Annotated in this window: 13 protein-coding genes; 4 read left to right on the top strand and 9 right to left on the bottom strand. The window is 65.1% G+C overall.

The genetic code is table 11. The annotated features are described in order from the left end of the window. Positions 1-169: 169 nt before the first annotated feature. A complete protein-coding gene (locus QHG62_RS14530) occupies positions 170-2,473 on the bottom strand; it encodes an NADP-dependent malic enzyme (RefSeq protein ID WP_281146352.1) in 2,304 nt (767 codons plus the stop codon). 243 nt (positions 2,474-2,716) lie between these two features. Here QHG62_RS14530 and QHG62_RS14535 point away from each other — a divergent pair, with 243 nt between their 5' ends. Continuing rightward, complete coding sequence (locus QHG62_RS14535) at positions 2,717-4,057, top strand: NAD(P)/FAD-dependent oxidoreductase (protein ID WP_281146353.1); 1,341 nt, start codon at positions 2,717-2,719, stop codon at positions 4,055-4,057. Positions 4,058-4,066: 9 nt separating this feature from the next. Here the strand turns inward: QHG62_RS14535 and QHG62_RS14540 are convergent, their stop codons facing one another. Genes QHG62_RS14540 through gcl form a run of 3 tightly spaced genes read right to left on the bottom strand, consistent with a single transcriptional unit; the run spans position 4,067 to position 7,605 of the window. Then, positions 4,067-4,975 carry a 2-hydroxy-3-oxopropionate reductase gene (locus QHG62_RS14540; RefSeq protein WP_281146354.1) on the bottom strand — a complete coding sequence of 303 codons (909 nt, stop codon included), beginning with the start codon at positions 4,973-4,975 and terminating at the stop codon, positions 4,067-4,069. Positions 4,976-5,008: 33 nt separating this feature from the next. Beyond that, complete coding sequence (gene hyi, locus QHG62_RS14545; RefSeq protein WP_281146355.1) at positions 5,009-5,794, bottom strand: hydroxypyruvate isomerase; 786 nt, start codon at positions 5,792-5,794, stop codon at positions 5,009-5,011. A gap of 17 nt (positions 5,795-5,811) precedes the next feature. Then, entirely contained in the window at positions 5,812-7,605 is a 1,794-nt protein-coding gene (gene gcl, locus QHG62_RS14550) for a glyoxylate carboligase (protein ID WP_281146356.1), read from the bottom strand. Positions 7,606-7,715: 110 nt separating this feature from the next. Here gcl and QHG62_RS14555 point away from each other — a divergent pair, with 110 nt between their 5' ends. Continuing rightward, positions 7,716-8,618, top strand: coding sequence for a LysR family transcriptional regulator (locus tag QHG62_RS14555; RefSeq protein ID WP_281146357.1), 903 nt, complete (start codon positions 7,716-7,718; stop codon positions 8,616-8,618). Positions 8,619-8,649: 31 nt separating this feature from the next. On the opposite strand, the gene QHG62_RS14560 is transcribed toward QHG62_RS14555, so the two are convergent. The 5 genes from QHG62_RS14560 to QHG62_RS14580 form a co-directional block, all read right to left on the bottom strand. Then, complete coding sequence (locus QHG62_RS14560) at positions 8,650-10,149, bottom strand: carotenoid oxygenase family protein (protein ID WP_281146358.1); 1,500 nt, start codon at positions 10,147-10,149, stop codon at positions 8,650-8,652. A gap of 7 nt (positions 10,150-10,156) precedes the next feature. Then, positions 10,157-10,594: a DUF2141 domain-containing protein gene (locus tag QHG62_RS14565; protein WP_281146359.1), complete on the bottom strand. Its 438-nt coding sequence runs from the start codon at positions 10,592-10,594 to the stop codon at positions 10,157-10,159. A 125-nt stretch (positions 10,595-10,719) separates the two neighbouring features. After that, positions 10,720-11,817: an AI-2E family transporter gene (locus tag QHG62_RS14570; protein WP_281146360.1), complete on the bottom strand. Its 1,098-nt coding sequence runs from the start codon at positions 11,815-11,817 to the stop codon at positions 10,720-10,722. Positions 11,818-11,879: 62 nt separating this feature from the next. Beyond that, the gene (locus QHG62_RS14575; protein WP_281146361.1) at positions 11,880-12,587 is read right to left on the bottom strand and encodes a GntR family transcriptional regulator; all 708 of its coding nucleotides are present in this window, start codon (positions 12,585-12,587) and stop codon (positions 11,880-11,882) included. A gap of 5 nt (positions 12,588-12,592) precedes the next feature. Next, a complete protein-coding gene (locus QHG62_RS14580) occupies positions 12,593-13,927 on the bottom strand; it encodes a C4-dicarboxylate transporter DctA (protein WP_281146362.1) in 1,335 nt (444 codons plus the stop codon). A 221-nt stretch (positions 13,928-14,148) separates the two neighbouring features. On the opposite strand from QHG62_RS14580, the gene QHG62_RS14585 reads away from it, so the two are divergent. Together QHG62_RS14585 and QHG62_RS14590 are read left to right on the top strand one after the other, a co-directional pair. Further along, the gene (locus QHG62_RS14585; RefSeq protein ID WP_281146363.1) at positions 14,149-15,276 is read left to right on the top strand and encodes a sensor histidine kinase; all 1,128 of its coding nucleotides are present in this window, start codon (positions 14,149-14,151) and stop codon (positions 15,274-15,276) included. 69 nt (positions 15,277-15,345) lie between these two features. Continuing rightward, positions 15,346-16,851, top strand: a complete 1,506-nt coding sequence (locus tag QHG62_RS14590) for an FAD-dependent monooxygenase (protein ID WP_281146364.1) — start codon at positions 15,346-15,348, stop codon at positions 16,849-16,851. Positions 16,852-16,865: the final 14 nt, after the last annotated feature.

The following is a 16,865-nucleotide window of genomic DNA, read 5'->3' on the forward strand; positions in this document are numbered from 1 at the left end:
ATATTAAGAAGATATTTAAAATATCTGCTCAGGGTATTAGCAGATTGCATGCCAGCGAAAAAAGTGATGGGCGGGCGAAAACGGTGCATGCACCGCCCGGCCCGCAAAGAAAAACGTCCCGCTGCGGCATGCAGCGAGGCGTTGGACCGGAAGAAAGCGGCGCGGCGCCTTACTTCAGCGCCGTAGTGGCATTTGCTACCGCCAGTGCCGTCATGTTGACCACGCGCCGAACGGTGGACGAAGGCGTGAGCACATGCGCCGAGCCCGAGGCGCCCAGCAGGATGGGGCCGACCGTGATGCCGTTGGCACCCGTCATCTTCAGCACGTTGTAGAGGATGTGCGCCGAATCGAGGTTGGGGCACACCAGCAGGTTGGCCTCTCCGGTGAGCGTGGTCTCGGGCAGCGCAATGCGGCGCACTTCTTCGGAAAGCGCCGAGTCGCCGTGCATTTCGCCGTCGCATTCGATGTCGGGCGCCATCTGCGCGAACAGGTCGCGCGCCAGCCGCATCTTGCGCGCCGAGCCGCGGCTCGAGGTGCCGTAGTTCGAGTGCGAAAGAAAGGCCACCTTCGGCGGCAGCCCGAAGCGGCGCACCTCTTCGGCCGCCATCATTGCAATGCTGGCGAGCAGCTCGGCGCTCGGATCTTCGTTCACGTTGGTGTCGGTAATGAACACCGTGCGCTTCTCGAGCGTGAGTGCGTTGAGCGTGGCAAAGCCCGGCGCGCCGCGCTTCAGGCCGATAAGGTTGCGGATGTGCTCCAGGTGCACGTCGAAGCGACCCACCAGCCCGCAAATCATGGCGTCGGCATCGCCCAGGTGCAGCATCAGCGCGGCAATGATGGTGTTGGAGCGGCGCACCATGGTCTTGGCGGCCTCGGGCGTTACGCCGCGGCGGCCCATGAGCTTGTGGAAGCTCTCCCAGTAGATGCGAAAGCGCGGGTCGTCCTCGGGGTCGACAATTTCCACGTCGGTGCCCACGCGGATGTGCAGCCCGGCCTTCTTGATGCGCGCCTCGATCACCGCGGGGCGGCCCACCAGGATGGGCTGCGCCAGGCCTTCGTCTACCGCCAGTTGCGCGGCGCGCAGCACGCGCTCGTCTTCGCCCTCTGCATAGGCCACGCGCTTGGCGGCGGCAATCTTGGCGGCGCTGAACACCGGGCGCATGAACATGCCGGTCTGGTAGACGAAGCGCGTCAGGTGCTGGCGGTAGGCGTCCATGTCTTCGATGGGCCGCGCGGCCACGCCCGATGCATGCGCCGCCTTGGCCACGGCAGGTGCAATGCGCAGGATGAGCCGCGAATCGAAGGGCTTGGGAATGATGTAGTCGGGCCCGAACGACAGTTCTTGTCCCGCATAGGCGGTGGCCACTTCTTCGCTGATGTCGGCCTTGGTGAGTTCGGCAATCTCGCGCACGCAGGCCAGCTTCATTTCTTCCGTGATCTTGCTGGCGCCGCAGTCGAGCGCTCCGCGGAAGATGTACGGAAAGCACAGCACGTTGTTGACTTGGTTCGGGTAGTCCGAACGGCCGGTGGCAATGATGCAGTCGGGCCGCACGGCCTTGGCAAGTTCGGGCCGGATCTCGGGCTCCGGGTTGGCCAGCGCCAGGATGATCGGCTGCGTGCCCATGGTCTTGACCATCTCGGCGCTCATCACGCCCGGGGCCGAGCAGCCGAGGAACACGTCGGCGTCCTTCACCACGTCGGCCAGGGTGCGGGCGCCGGTGTCTTTTTGCGCGTAGCGGGCCTTGGAGTCGTCGAAGCCGCCCGCGCGGCCCATGTAGATCAGGCCCTTGGAGTCGCAGGCGTAGATGTTGGCGGGCTTGGCGCCCAGGCCCACCATCACGTCCAGGCAGGCAATGGCGGCCGCGCCGGCGCCCGAGACGGCGATCTTCACGTCTTCGATCTTCTTGCCGACCAGTTCGAGCCCGTTGATCAGCGCCGCGGCCGAGATGATGGCCGTGCCGTGCTGGTCGTCGTGAAACACCGGAATATTCATGCGCTCGCGCAGCTTCTTTTCGATATAGAAGCACTCGGGCGCCTTGATGTCCTCGAGGTTGATGCCGCCCAGCGTGGGCTCCAGCGCCGCGATGATGTCGACCAGCTTGTCGGGGTCGGTTTCGGCCAGCTCGATGTCGAACACGTCGATGCCGGCAAATTTCTTGAACAGGCAGCCCTTGCCTTCCATCACCGGCTTGGCGGCCAGCGGGCCGATGTTGCCCAGGCCCAGCACCGCCGTGCCGTTGGTGACCACGCCCACCAGGTTGCCGCGCGCGGTGAAGTCCGCCGCCAGCGATGGGTCGGCCGCGATGTCGAGGCAGGGATAGGCCACGCCGGGCGAATAGGCCAGCGACAGGTCGCGCTGGTTCAAGAGCGGCTTGGTCGGCGTGATGGAAATCTTGCCCTTGACGGGCGAGCGATGGTATTCGCGCGCTGCATCGCGAAGAGCTTCTTCTGCGGGGGAGAGGGGTGCAGCCATGAAATGTCTCCTTGTTTCTGACGGGGAATGAGGCTACCGCAAAAGCATGGCTTGTTCCCAAAGGGGAAATGCCGAAAACGCCTGAACCCATAGCCCGCGCGGAACCGAAGCGCCGGTTCGCTAAACTCCGAAAGTGTTGGCCAAGGGCAACCAAGGTTAAACAAGGCAATGCAAGGCCGTGCAGCCAAGGCCGCCGGCCATCGTCAATCAAGACACACAAAAGACAACGAAGAGGGGCAGCGCATGACACCCGGAGCTTTCACCACCACCGACCCCGACGTCGTGGTCATCGGCGGCGGGCCTTCGGGCTCCACCGTGGCGGCGCTGCTTGCGGACAAGGGGCACGACGTGGTGCTGATCGAGAAGGCGCAGCACCCGCGCTTTCACATCGGCGAATCGCTGCTCCCCATGAACATGCCGCTGTTCGACCGGCTGGGCGTGCGCACCGAGGTCGAGGCGATCGGCATCAAGAAGCACGGCGCCGAGTTTGTCTCGCCGTGGCACGACCACTCGAGCCACTTCGACTTCGGCGAGGCGATGGACAAGAGCTTTCCGTATGCCGTGCACGTGCGCCGCTCCGAGTTCGACGAACTGCTGTTCCGCCACGCCGGCAAGCTTGGCGCGCGAACCTTCGAAGGCCAGCGCGTTACAGGTGTCGACATGGACGCGGGCAAAGGCACGGCCGACAACCGCCCGCTGGTGAAGGTCAAGGCCGACGACGGCACCGAGACCCAGTGGCGCCCGCGCTTCGTCATCGATGCCAGCGGCCGCGACACGCTGCTGTCCAGCCAGTTCGACGCCAAGCAGCGCAACCGCAAGCATGCGAGCGCGGCGCTCTACGGACACTTTGCCAATGCGGAACGCCGCCCGGGCCGCTTCGAGGGCAACATCTCGCTGTTCTGGTTCGATCACGGCTGGTTCTGGTACATCCCGCTGAAGGACGGCACCGTGAGCGTCGGCGCGGTGGCCTCGCCCGCGTACTTCAAGGGCCGCCAGGGCAAGTCGCTCGAAGACTTCCTGATGGAAACCATCGCGCTTGCGCCCAAGCTGGCCGCGCGCCTGAAGAACGCCACGCTGATGGAAGGCGCCACCGCCACCGGCAACTACGCCTACGACTCCAAGTTCTGCCGCGGCGACCGCTTCATGATGGTGGGCGATGCGTATGCCTTCGTCGACCCGATGTTCTCGTCGGGCGTGTACCTCGCAATGAACAGCGGCTTCGAGGCAGCCAAGGCGGCCGACCTCTGGCTCAGGGGCGAGGCGAAGGAGGCCGAAAAAGCCTTCCGCCACTACGAGAAGGTGATGAAGCGCGGACCGAAGATGTTCTCGTGGTTCATCTATCGCATCACGTCGCCGGCCATTCGGCGGCTGTTCATGGCGCCGCGCAACATCTGGCGCATGCAGGAGGCGCTGTTGTCCATATTGGCGGGCGACCTGTTCCGCGACACTCCCATCGGCCCGCGTTTCTGGGGCTTCAAGGTGACGTACTACGCCTCTTGCATCGGCATCCTGCCGCAGGCCGTGAAGACCTGGGCATGGCGCCGGCGCAACCTCAAGGAATCCCTCGAGGCTGCAAAGACCTGAGCCGCAGGCTCAGTCCGGCGTGACGGTGTGCTGGGCGAGCGCTTCGAGCGCACGCACCAGTGCCGAGTGGTCCTGCTGGCCATGTCCCAGCGCCGCACAGGCATTCATCAGCTGCGCCGCGCCCGCGGTCTGCGGCAATGCCACGCCCAGGGCACGTGCGCTCTGCAGCGCCAGGTTCAGGTCCTTCTGGTGCAGCGAGATGCGGAAGCCCGGTGCAAAGGTGCGCTTGATCATGCGTTCGCCATGCACTTCGAGAATGCGCGAGCTGGCAAAGCCGCCCATCAGCGCCTGGCGCACCTTGGCCGGATCGGCGCCTGCCTTGGACGCGAACAGCAGGGCCTCGCCCACCGCCGCGATATTGAGCGCCACGATGATCTGGTTGGCCACCTTGCAGACCTGGCCGTCGCCTACGTTGCCCACGAGCGTGACGTTCTTGCCCATTTTCTCGAGCAGCGGCCGCACCTGGCCGAAGGTGCCTTCGTCGCCGCCGCACATGATGGTGAGGCTCGCGGCCTTGGCGCCCACTTCGCCGCCGGAGACGGGCGCGTCGATGTAGCCGCAGCCCAGCGCGATGATGCGCTTGGCAAAGCCCTTGGTGGCAATCGGATCGATGGAGCTGCAGTCGACCACGATCTTGCCGCGCGAGTCCTTCAGGCCTTCGGCCACGCCCAGCGTGCCCGGCTCGCCGAAAAGCACTTTCTCCACGTCGGGCGTGTCGGGCACCATGATGAAGATCACGTCCGCCTGGCGCGCCACTTCGGCCGCCGAGGCGCAGATGGTCGCCTTGGAGATGAAGGGCTCGGGTGTGTTGCCCTGGGTGTTCACGAACAGCTGGTAGCCCGCGTCGAGCAGATGGCCCGCCATGGGCGCGCCCATGATGCCGAGGCCGATGAATCCGATTTTTTGAGATTGCGACATGTCTTCAGTTTCCTTGGATGCTGTTGTCTGGGTTCACTTCTGCTGCGTCAGGGCCTGCCGCCATCCGAGGCCGTCGACGGTGTCGCTGCGCGGCTTGTATTCACAGCCGATCCAGCCGTCGTAGCCGATCGAATCGATGTGCCTGAAGAGCCACGGGTAGTTGATTTCGCCCGTGCCCGGTTCGCCGCGCCCGGGGTTGTCGGCCAGCTGGATGTGGCCGATGCGCGCGAGGTTCTTCGACAGTGTGTTGCCAAGCTCGCCTTCCATGCGCTGCGCGTGATAGATGTCGTACTGCACCCGCAGGTTGGAAGAACCCACTTCGTCGATCAGCGCCAGCGCCTGGTCGGTGCGCGTGAGAAAGAAGCCCGGAATGTCGAAGGTGTTGATCGGCTCGATCAAAAGCCGCAGGCCGGCCGCCTCGAGCTCGCCGGCGGCAAGGCGCAGGTTCTCGACCACGGTCTTGTGCGCGGCCTCGGTGCTCACGCCGGCCGGCACCTTGCCGACCAGGCAGTTGAGCTGCGGGCAGCCCAGTGCGGTGGCGTAGTCGATGGCCATGGCAATGCCTTCGCGGAACTCGCCGGTGCGGTCGGGGTGGCAGGCAATGCCGCGCTCGCCCTTGTCCCAGTCGCCGGCAGGCAGGTTGTGCAGCACCTGCTGCAAACCGTTGGCGCGCAGCGCGGCGGTGAGCTCCTTCTTTTCGAAGGGGTAGGGGAACAGGTATTCCACCGCCTCGAAGCCCGCCTTGGCGGCGGCCTCGAAGCGCTGCATGAACGGAAGCTCGGTGAAGAGCATCGTGAGGTTGGCTGCAAACTTTGGCATGGTGCGTGTCTCCGTGCTCAGTCCAGCATCTCGGCCGCAACGGCGGTGGGGGCATCGGCCGGGTGTTCGGCCAGGGGCTCGAACTCGGTGATGTTGTCGATCTCGGTGCCCATTGCAATGTTGGTCACGCGCTCGAGCATCACTTCGATGACGACCGGCACGCTGAACTCCGCCATCAGCGCCTCGGCGCGCTGGATGGCCGGTGCGATCTCTTCCTGCTTGTTCACGCGGATCGCCTTGCAACCCAGGCCTTCGACCACTTTGAGGTGGTCCACGCCGTAGCTGCTCTCGATGCCCGCATCAGGCCCCGCGTTGATGTTGTCGAACGCGAGCTGCACGCAGTAGTCCATCTCGAAGCCGCGCTGCGCCTGGCGTATCAACCCGAGGTACGAGTTGTTGACCACGATGTGGATGTACGGCAGCTTGAACTGCGCACCCACGGCCAGCTCTTCGATCATGAATTGGAAGTCGTAGTCGCCAGAGAGCGCGACGATCTTGCGCGAAGGGTCGGCCGCCCGCACGCCCAGCGCGGCGGGAATGGTCCAGCCCAGCGGGCCGGCCTGGCCGCAGTTGATCCAGTGGCGCGGGTTGTACACATGCAGGAACTGCGCGGCCGCAATCTGCGAGAGCCCGATGGTGCTCACGTAGCAGGTGTCGTTGCTGAAGTTGTTGTTCATGCACTGGTACACGCGCTGCGGCTTCATCGGGACGTCGTCGAAGTTGGTCTTGCGCAGCATGGTCTTCTTGCGCTCGATGCACGACTTGGCCCACGCGCGGCGATCGGTGAGCTTGCCGGCGGCCTTCATCTCCTCGGCCACCTCGACGAAGAGCGTGAGCGCGGCCTTGGCGTCCGACACGATGCCGAAGTCGGGCGTGAACACGCGGCCGATCTGCGTGGGTTCGATGTCCACGTGCACGAAGGTGCGGCCCTTGGTGTAGACGTCGACCGAGCCGGTGTGGCGGTTGGCCCAGCGGTTGCCAATGCCCAGCACGAAGTCGCTCGCCAGCATGGTCGCATTGCCGTAGCGGTGGCTGGTCTGCAGGCCGCACATGCCGGCCATCAGCGGATGGTCGTCGGGAATCGCGCCCCAGCCCATCAGCGTGGGAATCACCGGCACGCCGGTGGCTTCGGCAAAGCGCACGAGCAGGTCGGAAGCATCGGCGTTGATGACGCCGCCGCCGGCAACGATGAGCGGGCGCTCGGCCGCCTGGAGCATGCCGATGGCCTTCTCGATCTGGGCGCGCGTGGCAGCAGGCTTGTAGGGGGTGAGCGGCTCATAGCTGTCGATGTCGAACTCGATCTCGGCCATCTGCACGTCGAAGGGCAGGTCGACCAGCACGGGGCCGGGGCGGCCCGAGCGCATCAGGTGAAAGGCCTGCTGGAACACCTGCGGCACCTGGCCCGGCTCGCGCACGGTAACGGACCACTTGGTGACCGGCTTGGAGATCGACTCGATATCGACCGCCTGGAAGTCCTCCTTGTAGAGCCGCGCGCGCGGCGCCTGGCCGGTGATGCAGAGGATGGGAATCGAATCGGCCCAGGCCGAATAAAGGCCCGTGATCATGTCGGTACCCGCGGGCCCCGAGGTGCCGATGCACACGCCGATGTTGCCCGCCACCGCACGGGTGTAGCCCTCGGCCATGTGCGAGGCGCCTTCCACGTGGCGCGCGAGGATGTGCGAAATGCTGCCACGCTGGCGCAGCGCCGAATACATCGGGTTGATGGCCGCGCCGGGCACGCCGAAGGCCTGCGTCACGCCTTCTTTTTCCATCACCAGCACGGCGGCCTGGACCGCTTTCATTTTTGCCATGGGACTGTCTCCTTAGTGGCGTCCACTTTAGGAAGCAGGGGCCATTCGAAGAAGACGGCTGCGGACCATAAAGCCTATTCCGCTTTGGAATAAGTGGATACGATCCGGCCATGGACAGATTGTTGGCAATGGAAATGTTCGTGCGTGTGGTCGAGACCGGCAGCTTCTCGAAGGCGGCGCTCGAGTTCCACACCACCCAGCCCACCGTCACCAAGCAGGTCGCGGCCACCGAGGCGCGGCTGAAGGTGCGGCTGCTCAACCGCAACACGCGCGGCGTGAGCCTGACCGAACCGGGCGCGCTCTATTACGAAAAGTGCAAGAACATCGTGCGAGAGGCCGAGGAGGCCGAAAGCATCGTGCAACTGCGGCAGAACCAGGCGCAGGGTCTCCTGCGCGTCGGCACCTCCGTGGCATTCGGACGGCGAGTGGTGGTGCCGTTGGCACTCGAGTACATGCGTCGGCATCCGCAGGTGCAACTCGACCTGAGCTTCGAGGACCGCTATGTGGACCTGATTGCGCAAGGCATCGACGTGGCCATCCGCATGGGCAAGCTGGCCGATTCGTCGCTGGGCGCGCGCTACCTGGGCACCAACCCGTGGGCCATGGTGGCGGCGCCGGGCTACCTGAAGAAGCACGGCACTCCCAAGCGCGCGCAAGACCTGAGCGCGCATGTGGCGCTCATCTACAGCAGCGTGGTGGGCGACGAGTTCTGGCGCATGCACACGCCCAAGGGCGACGCGGTGACGGTGCCCGTATCGGGGCGCTTTCGTTCCAACAACCTTTCGGCCGTGCTGGCCGCGGCGCGCGACGGCCTCGGCATTGCGCTCATGCCGCGCTACGTGGCGAGCGAATCGCTGGCATCGGGCAAGGTGCTCGAAGTGCTCGGCGACCATGCGTTGCCCGAGCAGGAAATCCACGCCGTCTTTCCCTCGCCCAAGCTGGTTCCGGGCAAGGTGTCGGGCTTCGTGGCCTTTCTCCAGGGGCGGTTTGCCGAAGGGTGGTGGGGCGGCTGACCGCGCCCCACGACCTTCGCCATCCTCTCGATCAGGCCGGCACAAATGCGCCGTGCAGGCCCAATGGCAGCGTGTAGGGCAGTGTGGCCTGCGCCACAGGCCCGGCGGCCAGCCTGTCGGCCGCAAAGCACGAGAGCAGCGTTTTCTGCTGGCCGAAGTCGAGCACGGTGCCAAGCACCCAGCCTGGCTTGGCGCCATCGGGAACGAAGATGTGCTCTTCGACAAGGGCCTGCTTTCCGTAGCTGAAGCGCTGGCTGCGGCCGGTCTCGACATTGGTGCGCGCCACGGCGCCGAAGCCGGGTTGGTCGGGCCTGCCGTTTGTCGCATGAATGACCTGGCGGTGGCGCAGCCCGACACGCCGCGGATCGATGCGTGGAAACTCAGCGTCGAGCCCAAGCGCGCTTTGCGATGCGACGCCGGTGCGAAGGTTGAGCGTGGCCACCGTAAGCTGCGGGTCGGCCCGCTTTGCCCAGCGCGCGCGCATGACCTCGCGGTTGGTCGTGAACACCGAACCGGCGTTTTCCGAGCGCACGTAGTCGAGGTGAATCAGCGTGCCGCCCGGCGTCTCTTCTTCCCAGGCGTTGCCCACATGAAAAAGAAAGCCGGCCGGCAGCGTGAGCAGCTGGCGGCGGTTCCAGTCTTTCTTGTCGATCACCAGCACGCGCATTTCCAGCTCGGGCCGCCAGACGTGCGCATCCAGAAAGCTTGCGCCGGCATCCTTGCGCTTGCTGTCGTACACCAGCGGCGGCATCAGGAAGACCAGGTGCCGTTCGGTTACCGCAAAGTCATGAATCATCGGCAGGTCGGCCACGGGCATCGCGGTGGCTCGGCGCAGCGTACCGTCGGGCGCAATTTCGTAGAGCGCCAGCATGCTCTGGGCGGCGCTCACGCCGAAGTTCCAGACGGTGCCGTCCGGATCGACCCTGGGGTGCGCCGAGAAGGGCATGCCCGCGAAATCGGGCCGCCAGGTCTTGACGCCCAGCGTTTCCAGCGTGCGCGCATCGAGCCGCGTGGCCGAGCCGCCTTCCCACAGCGCCAGCACTTCGCCTTGCATCGGCAGCACGTTGATGTTGGCCACGTTGATGCTGTCGGGCGAGGTCGGCGGTTCGGCGCCCGGCGGCATGGTGCCGAAGCCTTCCGCCAGGCGGCGGCCGGCCCGTGTTTCGGCCAGGCGCTTGGGCGTGGCTACATAGCGGCCCTGGTGCCGCACGTCGGCACCGTCGATCACGAAGCGATGCACCATGCCGTCGCCATCGAACCAGTGGTGATAGCGCTGGCCGCCCAGGTCGTGGCCCGCGGGGCCATTGCGAAACAGCGTGCCGGTAACGGCATCGGGAAAGCGCCCGCGCACCGTGGCGCGAGTGAGCGGAAGGTCGCCGGCCGGCGTGGCAAAGCCTGATTTCCACGGCGCGGCGGCGGCTTCGAATTCGGCCTGCCAGGCGTCGGGCCCGTCTGCAGCGCGGGCGAGGGCAGGCAGCAGCGGCAGGGCGCCGGCCGTGGCCAGCAGGCGCAGGAGTTCGCGTCGTTCCATGTGAGCCTCAGCGCAGGTGGATGACGGTCTGCACGTCGGCTTCGACGTTGAGCGCGGCGGCCTCGAAATCAGGCGCGCCGCGGTTGCCCTTGGCGTCGTTCGAGAAGCCGTAGCGTTCGATCGGCATGCCCACCGGGTTGGTGTCGAGCTTGCCGTTGCCGTTTTCGTCGGCAAACACGCGCAGCGCATACCGGCCGGGTGCCAGGCCAATGAACCGGAGCTGGGCCGTGCCGGCGCGCAGGGGCACCGTTTGCGCCGCCAGCGACTTGCTGCCGGCGAACGCCGAGGCACTGTCGTACAGCGCAACGTAGAGCGTGGCTTCGGCCGCAGGCCCGTCGGCCACGCTCAGGCTCAGATCGGCGGCAAAGGCGCCCAGCGGCGCAAGGAGTGCGGCGGCGCACAGGGCACGCGTGCCGCGCCGGTGCAGGAGAGAAGAAAAATTCATCGGAGACCTCATCTCGAAAGTTGGAGGTCTCGACGATCTCGCAGCCGCCGTGCGCTGCCCAGCGGCATGCGACGGAACGCGCAATGACGGCGCGAAATGCAGAAGGCGGGTGCAGGCCGCGCCGTTCAGTTTCTCTTCTTGTCAGCGTTCGCGTCGGCGGTGCTGGCCGGGTTTTCCCATTGGCCCGATTCCACGAACAGGCTCCACGCTGCCATGAACAGCGCGGCAATCACGGGGCCGACCACGAAGCCGTTGATGCCGAAGATCGCCATGCCGCCAATCGTCGACATCAGCACGATGTAGTCGGGCATCTGCGTGTCCTTGCCCACCAGCACGGGCCGCAGGATGTTGTCGACAAGCCCGATCACGAACACGCCGACGAAAATCAGGATGCCGCCCTGCCAGAAGTGGCCCGTGGCAAGAAAGTAGATGGCCACCGGCCCCCAGATGAGCGCCGCGCCCACCGCGGGCAGCAGCGACAGAAACGCCATGAGCACCGCCCACAGCAGCGCGCCCTGCACGTTCAGCAGCCAGAAGGCGATCCCGCCGATAGCGCCCTGCGCAATGGCCACCGCCACGTTGCCCTTGACGGTGGCGCGGATCACGGTGGTGAACTTGTTCAGCAGGTAGTGCGTATGCGGCTTGGCAAGCGGTACGGCTTCGCGCATCGTCTTGGACAGCTCCGAGCCGTCGCGCACCAGGAAGTAGAGCAGGTACAGCATCACGAAGAAGCTGATGAGAAAGTCGAAGGTGTTCTGGCCGATGGTGAGCGCCTGGCCCGCGATGAGCTGGCTGCCTTGCGCCGCGCCGGCGGAAATGCGGGCCTGCCAGGCTTCCATGTCACCCAGGTTGAAGCGGTCGAAAATGCTCATCAGCCATTGCGGCATGGCATTGAGAATCTGCTGGAAGTAGGCCGCAAAGTTGATCTGCCCCGAGCGGATGCTCTGCGTGACCTGCACGATTTCTTGCACCAGCGACACGCCCACCATGGCCAGCGGAAGAATCACGATGAACAGGCAGATGGTCAAGGTCGACAGGGCGGCGGCGTTGCGCTTGCCCGGCATTTTCTTGAGCAGCCACTTGTAGAGCGGCGTGAACAGGATGGCCAGCGCCACCCCCCACAGCACCGCGCCGAAGAACGGCATCAGCACCCAGAGAAAAGCGACGGTGACTACGGCGAGCAGGGCGAGGAACACGCCGCGCTGGAGTTGGGGTGAGTTCATATGTGACTCGGACTGTAGCCGAGCCTGAACGTGCGTTTGTGTCGGTCGAAATGCCTTGTCGGCTAGCGCCTGTTGCGCGGCAGCGCCACCGGCGACAGCGTGGCGCGCAGGCGGGCCGGCGCGTCCGGCTCGGCGGCGGTGTCTACCTCGAGGGAGCGCTCGACATTGCCGATGTGTTCGATCATGAGCTTGCGCGCCGTGGCCGTGTCGCCGGCCTCCAGTGCGGCCACGATCGCGTCATGTTCGGCGCAAGACTGCCCGGCTTCATGCTTCGACTGGTACAGCGTGGCCGCGAGCGTGGTGCGGGCCGTCAGGTCGCGCAGCACATCGACCAGCAGCTGGTGGCCCATCTGCTCGGCCAGGCAGACATGAAAGTCCGCCAGCAGAAAGGCGCGCGTGGCGGCGTCGGCACCCTCGATGGCGCGCCGCTCGTCGGCAATGTGGTCGCGCAGCTTGCGTATGACTTTTTGCAGCGGCCGGCCTTCGCTATCGGCAAGGATGCCCGCTTCGACGATGCGCCGCGCCGAAAAAGCGTCGCGCGCTTCTTCGGCCGAGGGCTCCACCACGTACCAGCCGCGGCGCGACTGGACCTCGACGAAGCCGCGTGCCTGCAGTTGCATGAGCGCCTCGCGCACCATGGTGCGGCTGACCGCGAAGTTCTCGGCCAGGGCCTGCTCGCCCAGCCGCTCGCCCGGCGCGAGCTTTTGCGCCAGGATGGCTTCGACCACCCGCTCGGCAATGGAGGTGGGATTGACGGTGTCGGCAGCCATTGTTGTCAGTGGCTGCCGGCACCTGCGCCCAAGGGTGCCGTGGGCAGCTCGAGTTCGGCCAGCGGTTCGTCGTCGGGCGCATAGGTGCCGTTGAGCACGGCGTGGGCGCGTTCGCGGTCGATGTCGCCTTCCCAGGCCGCGACGGCCACCGTGGCCACGCAGTTGCCGATGAGGTTGCCCAGCGCGCGGGCAATGCCCATGAACCAGTCGACCGAGAGCACCAGCACCAGGCCAATGGCAGGAATGGCCGGTATTGCGTGCAGCGTGGCGGCCAGCACCACGATGGCTGAGCCCGGCACGCCGTGCGCGCCCTTCGAGGTGACCAGCGCAATGGCCAGGATGGTCAGCAGGTCGGCCATCGAGACCGGCGTGTTGGTGGCCTGCGCAATGAACACCGCCGCGAGCGTGATGTAGATCGAAAAGGCGTCCAAGTTGAACGAATAGCCCGTGGGAATCACAAGGCCGACCGTCGAATCGCGAATGCCCATGCGGCGCAGCTTGGCCATGATCTGCGGCAGCACGCTGTCCGACGAGGTGGTGGCAAACACGATGGCGAGTTCTTCGCGCAGGTAGCGCAGCAGCTTCCACAGGCTGAAGCCCGACATGCGCATGACCAGCCCCAGCACTCCGAACACGAAGATCAGCACCGCGCCGTAGAAGAGGGCAACCAGCATGCCGAGCTGCTTGAGCGAGCCGATGCCGTATTTGCCCACCGTAAAGGCAATGGCGCCGAGCACCCCCAGCGGCGCGAGCTTGATGATGATGCCCATGATCTTGAAAAGCACCAGCGAAAGCGCGTCCACCACCGCGCCCACCGGCTTGCCTCGCTCGCCCAGGAGCGACAGCGCGGAGCCGAACAGCACCGCGAACAGCAGCACCTGCAGCACGTCGCCGGTGGCAAAGGCGTTGACCACCGTGGTGGGAATCAGCTTCATCAGGAACTCGACCGTGCCGCCGCTGGTGAGCTTGTCGGCGTTCGAGGCATAGGCGCTCATGGCGGTGGCGTCGAGCTTGCCCGGGTCCACGTTCATGCCCACGCCAGGCTGGAACACAAAGGCCAGCACCAGGCCCATGGCCAGCGCAATGGTGGTCAGCACCTCGAAGTAGATCAGGGCCTTGACGCCCACCCGGCCCACCCGCTTCAGGTCGCCCGCGCCCGCAATGCCGTGCACCACCACGCAGAACACCAACACGGGGATGATCATCTTGATCAGCTTGATGAAACCGTCGCCGAGCGGCTTGAGCTTGACGGCGAACTCCGGCACGAAGAGGCCTGCCAGCACGCCGAGCACCAGCGCAATGACGACCTGGCCGAAGAGGGATTTGACGAAGCGGGGCATGGAGGAACCTTCCATTGGTTGAATGCAAGATCTACAAAATCTTGTATGCAAGCAATGTAGGCAAGAATTTCAGGACGCGCAGCAGGGTATTCCCGGGCCAGGAGACTTGTGTGGGGGGGCGATAAAGCGATGACGCGCCGAGATGCGTAACAGCCCGTCACCCGGACCGTGCACACTTCGGATGTGCGGTCATCTCCTTGTCACTGCTCTCGAAGGCACCTATGCGTCTGGCTGAGTTCATCAACATCCATAGCGAGACGATCGTTGCCGAGGCGGCCCGATACGCGCGCACGCTGGCGCCGCTTGCACATGAATCGGAGCTGACCCTCAGGGATCACATCCCCAAGATCCTCGAAGCGATCGTGCTCGACCTGGAGAACAGCCAGTCTTCCACCGAAGCACACGCCAAGTCTCTGGGCCAAGGCGCCGCCCTCTCAGGCCTGGAGCATTCGGCTGCTCAAACGCATGGGCGGCAAAGAGCCAGAAGCGGGCTTCAGATGACCCAGCTGGTCGCCGAGTACCGCGCGCTCAGAGCGGGTGTGCTCAGGTTGTGGGCAGAAAAGGAGCCCATTGCGGTTTCGGTGGTCGACGTCATCAGGTTCAACGAAGCAATCGACCAGGCCGTGGCGGAATCCGTCGAGTTCTTCTCCGAGGAAACCGATCAGCTCAGGAACGTGTTCCTGGGTGTGCTGGGGCATGACCTGCGCGGACCCCTGAATGCGATCCTGCTCACCGCGGAGCTCATTTCTAGAAAAACCAAGGAATCGCCGTTGTCAGAGGTGGGCGTGCTGATACGCAGTGGCCGGCGAATGGCGTCGCTGCTGGACACTCTGCTGCAGTACAACAGGTCGGCGCTGGGTGGAGGCATGAAGATTCACCGGGAGCTCACCAATCTGGGCGAACAATGTGCGGCAGAAATCGAACTGTTGCGCGCTGCGCTTCCGGATGCGCATATCGATTTTTCGGCCGAGGCGGACACAGACGGATTGTTCGACGCTTCAGCCGTGCGCGAAGCATTGGGAAATCTGGTCAACAACGCGGCCACCTACGGGGATGACGGGCCTGTTTCGGTGACATTGACGGGTGGCGTTGGCGCCGTCTTCCTCAAGGTCGCGAATACGGGCCAGGAGATTCCCTCCGCGGAAATTCCCAAGTTGTTCAAGGCACTCGAGCGAGGTTCTGCGGCCGATGCTTCCGGCAACCGGACAAACCTCGGGCTTGGCCTCTTCATCGTGCAGCAGATCGTTGCTGCACATGGCGGCCAGGTCCGATGCGCGAGCTCGGCAGCGGGCACGGCCTTCGAGCTGGAGTTGCCGCGAGTCGAGGCGGCAGCGCCACGAGCTGCGTAACACCGCATTCGTCATCCGGTAGTCTTGGGCCTTCCTGGCGTGGGCAAGGGGAAGGAGATTGATCAACCGATGAAGGAACATTCAGTGGTCATTGTTGGCGCAGGTCCGACGGGGCTGGTGCTGGGCGGCGAGTTGGCGTTGGCGGGCGTGGATGTGGCCATCGTCGAACGCCGCCCGAACCAGGAGCTCGCCGGTTCGCGCGCCGGCGGGCTGAGCTCGCGCACCCTCGAGGTTTTCGATCAGCGCGGAATCGTGGACCGGTTTCTCGCCGAGGGGCAGGTCGCCCAAGTCACCGGATTCGCGGTGACACGCCTGGACATCAGCGATTTTCCGACCCGACACAACTACGGGCTGGCGTTACGGCAGAAGCATATCGAGCGCATCCTCGCCGGCTGGGTCGAGGAGTTGTCGGTGCCGATCTATCGCAGCCGTGAATTGGCATCTTTCACGCAAGACGGCAGCGGCGTCGCCATCGAGCTGTCCGATGGCGAGGCGCTGCGGGCAAGCTATCTTGTCGGCTGCGACGGCGGCCGCAGCCTGGTCCGCAAAACCGCCGGCATCGAATTCCAAGGATGGGACGCCACGACCAGCAGCATTCTCGCGGAGGCGGAAATGGCCGAGGAGCCGCCGCTGGGCGTGCATCGCACGGCGCGAGGTGTCTATGCCTTCGGCAGGGAGGCGTATGAAATTCGCGACGGCAAGATTGTCTTTGCCAAGGAAGGTCCGATAGGGGTCATGGTGACCGAAAAGACCTCCGGCGCCACAACCGAACCCACGCTGCGCGATCTCCGCGAAGCACTCATCGACGCATGCGGAACGGACTACGGGGTTCATAGCCCAAGCTGGATTTCCAGGTTCACCGACATGTCGCGCCAGGCCCAGGCCTATCGCAGGGGCCGGGTGCTCCTGGCCGGCGATGCGGCGCATGTGCATTCGCCTGTCGGCGGACAAGGCCTCAACACGGGCGTGCAGGACGCGGTCAATCTGGGCTGGAAGTTGGCCCAGGTGGTGAAAGGAACATCGCCTGAAAGCCTGCTCGACACGTATCACGCCGAGCGGCACCCGGTTGCGGCGCGTGTGTTGCGCACGACGATGGCACAGGTCGCATTGCAACGCACCGATGAGCGCACGGATGCCTTGCGCGAGATCGTATTGGAGCTGCTCGGCATGGAGGAGCCTCGCAAGCGAATCGCCGCCGAGATGTCCGGACTCGGTATTCGCTACGACCTGGGCGGCGAGCATCCCCTGGTCGGCCGCCGCATGCCTGACCTTGACCTGGTCACGCCCGAAGGTTCCACGCGTGTGTTCGCGCTGCTGCGGGATGCGCGGCCCGTGTTTCTGGATCTCGGCGCGCCGGGCCGATTCGACCTCACGCCCTGGTCCGACCGCATCAAGCGGGTTCACGGCGAATGTGCCGGTCCGTGGGAGCTGCCTGCGCTGGGCCTGGTGACCGCGCCATCGGCAGTGCTGATCAGGCCCGATGGATATGTGGCATGGGTGTGCGACGGGACGCCGGATGGGCTCTGGCAGGCAATGAACATCTGGTTCGGCGGTCTCGCGTCATCAAAGAATTGAACCAGGAGTCCCGA

It is taken from the genome of Variovorax paradoxus, from assembly GCF_029919115.1.
In the GTDB taxonomy this organism is placed as follows: domain Bacteria; phylum Pseudomonadota; class Gammaproteobacteria; order Burkholderiales; family Burkholderiaceae_C; genus Variovorax; species Variovorax paradoxus_O.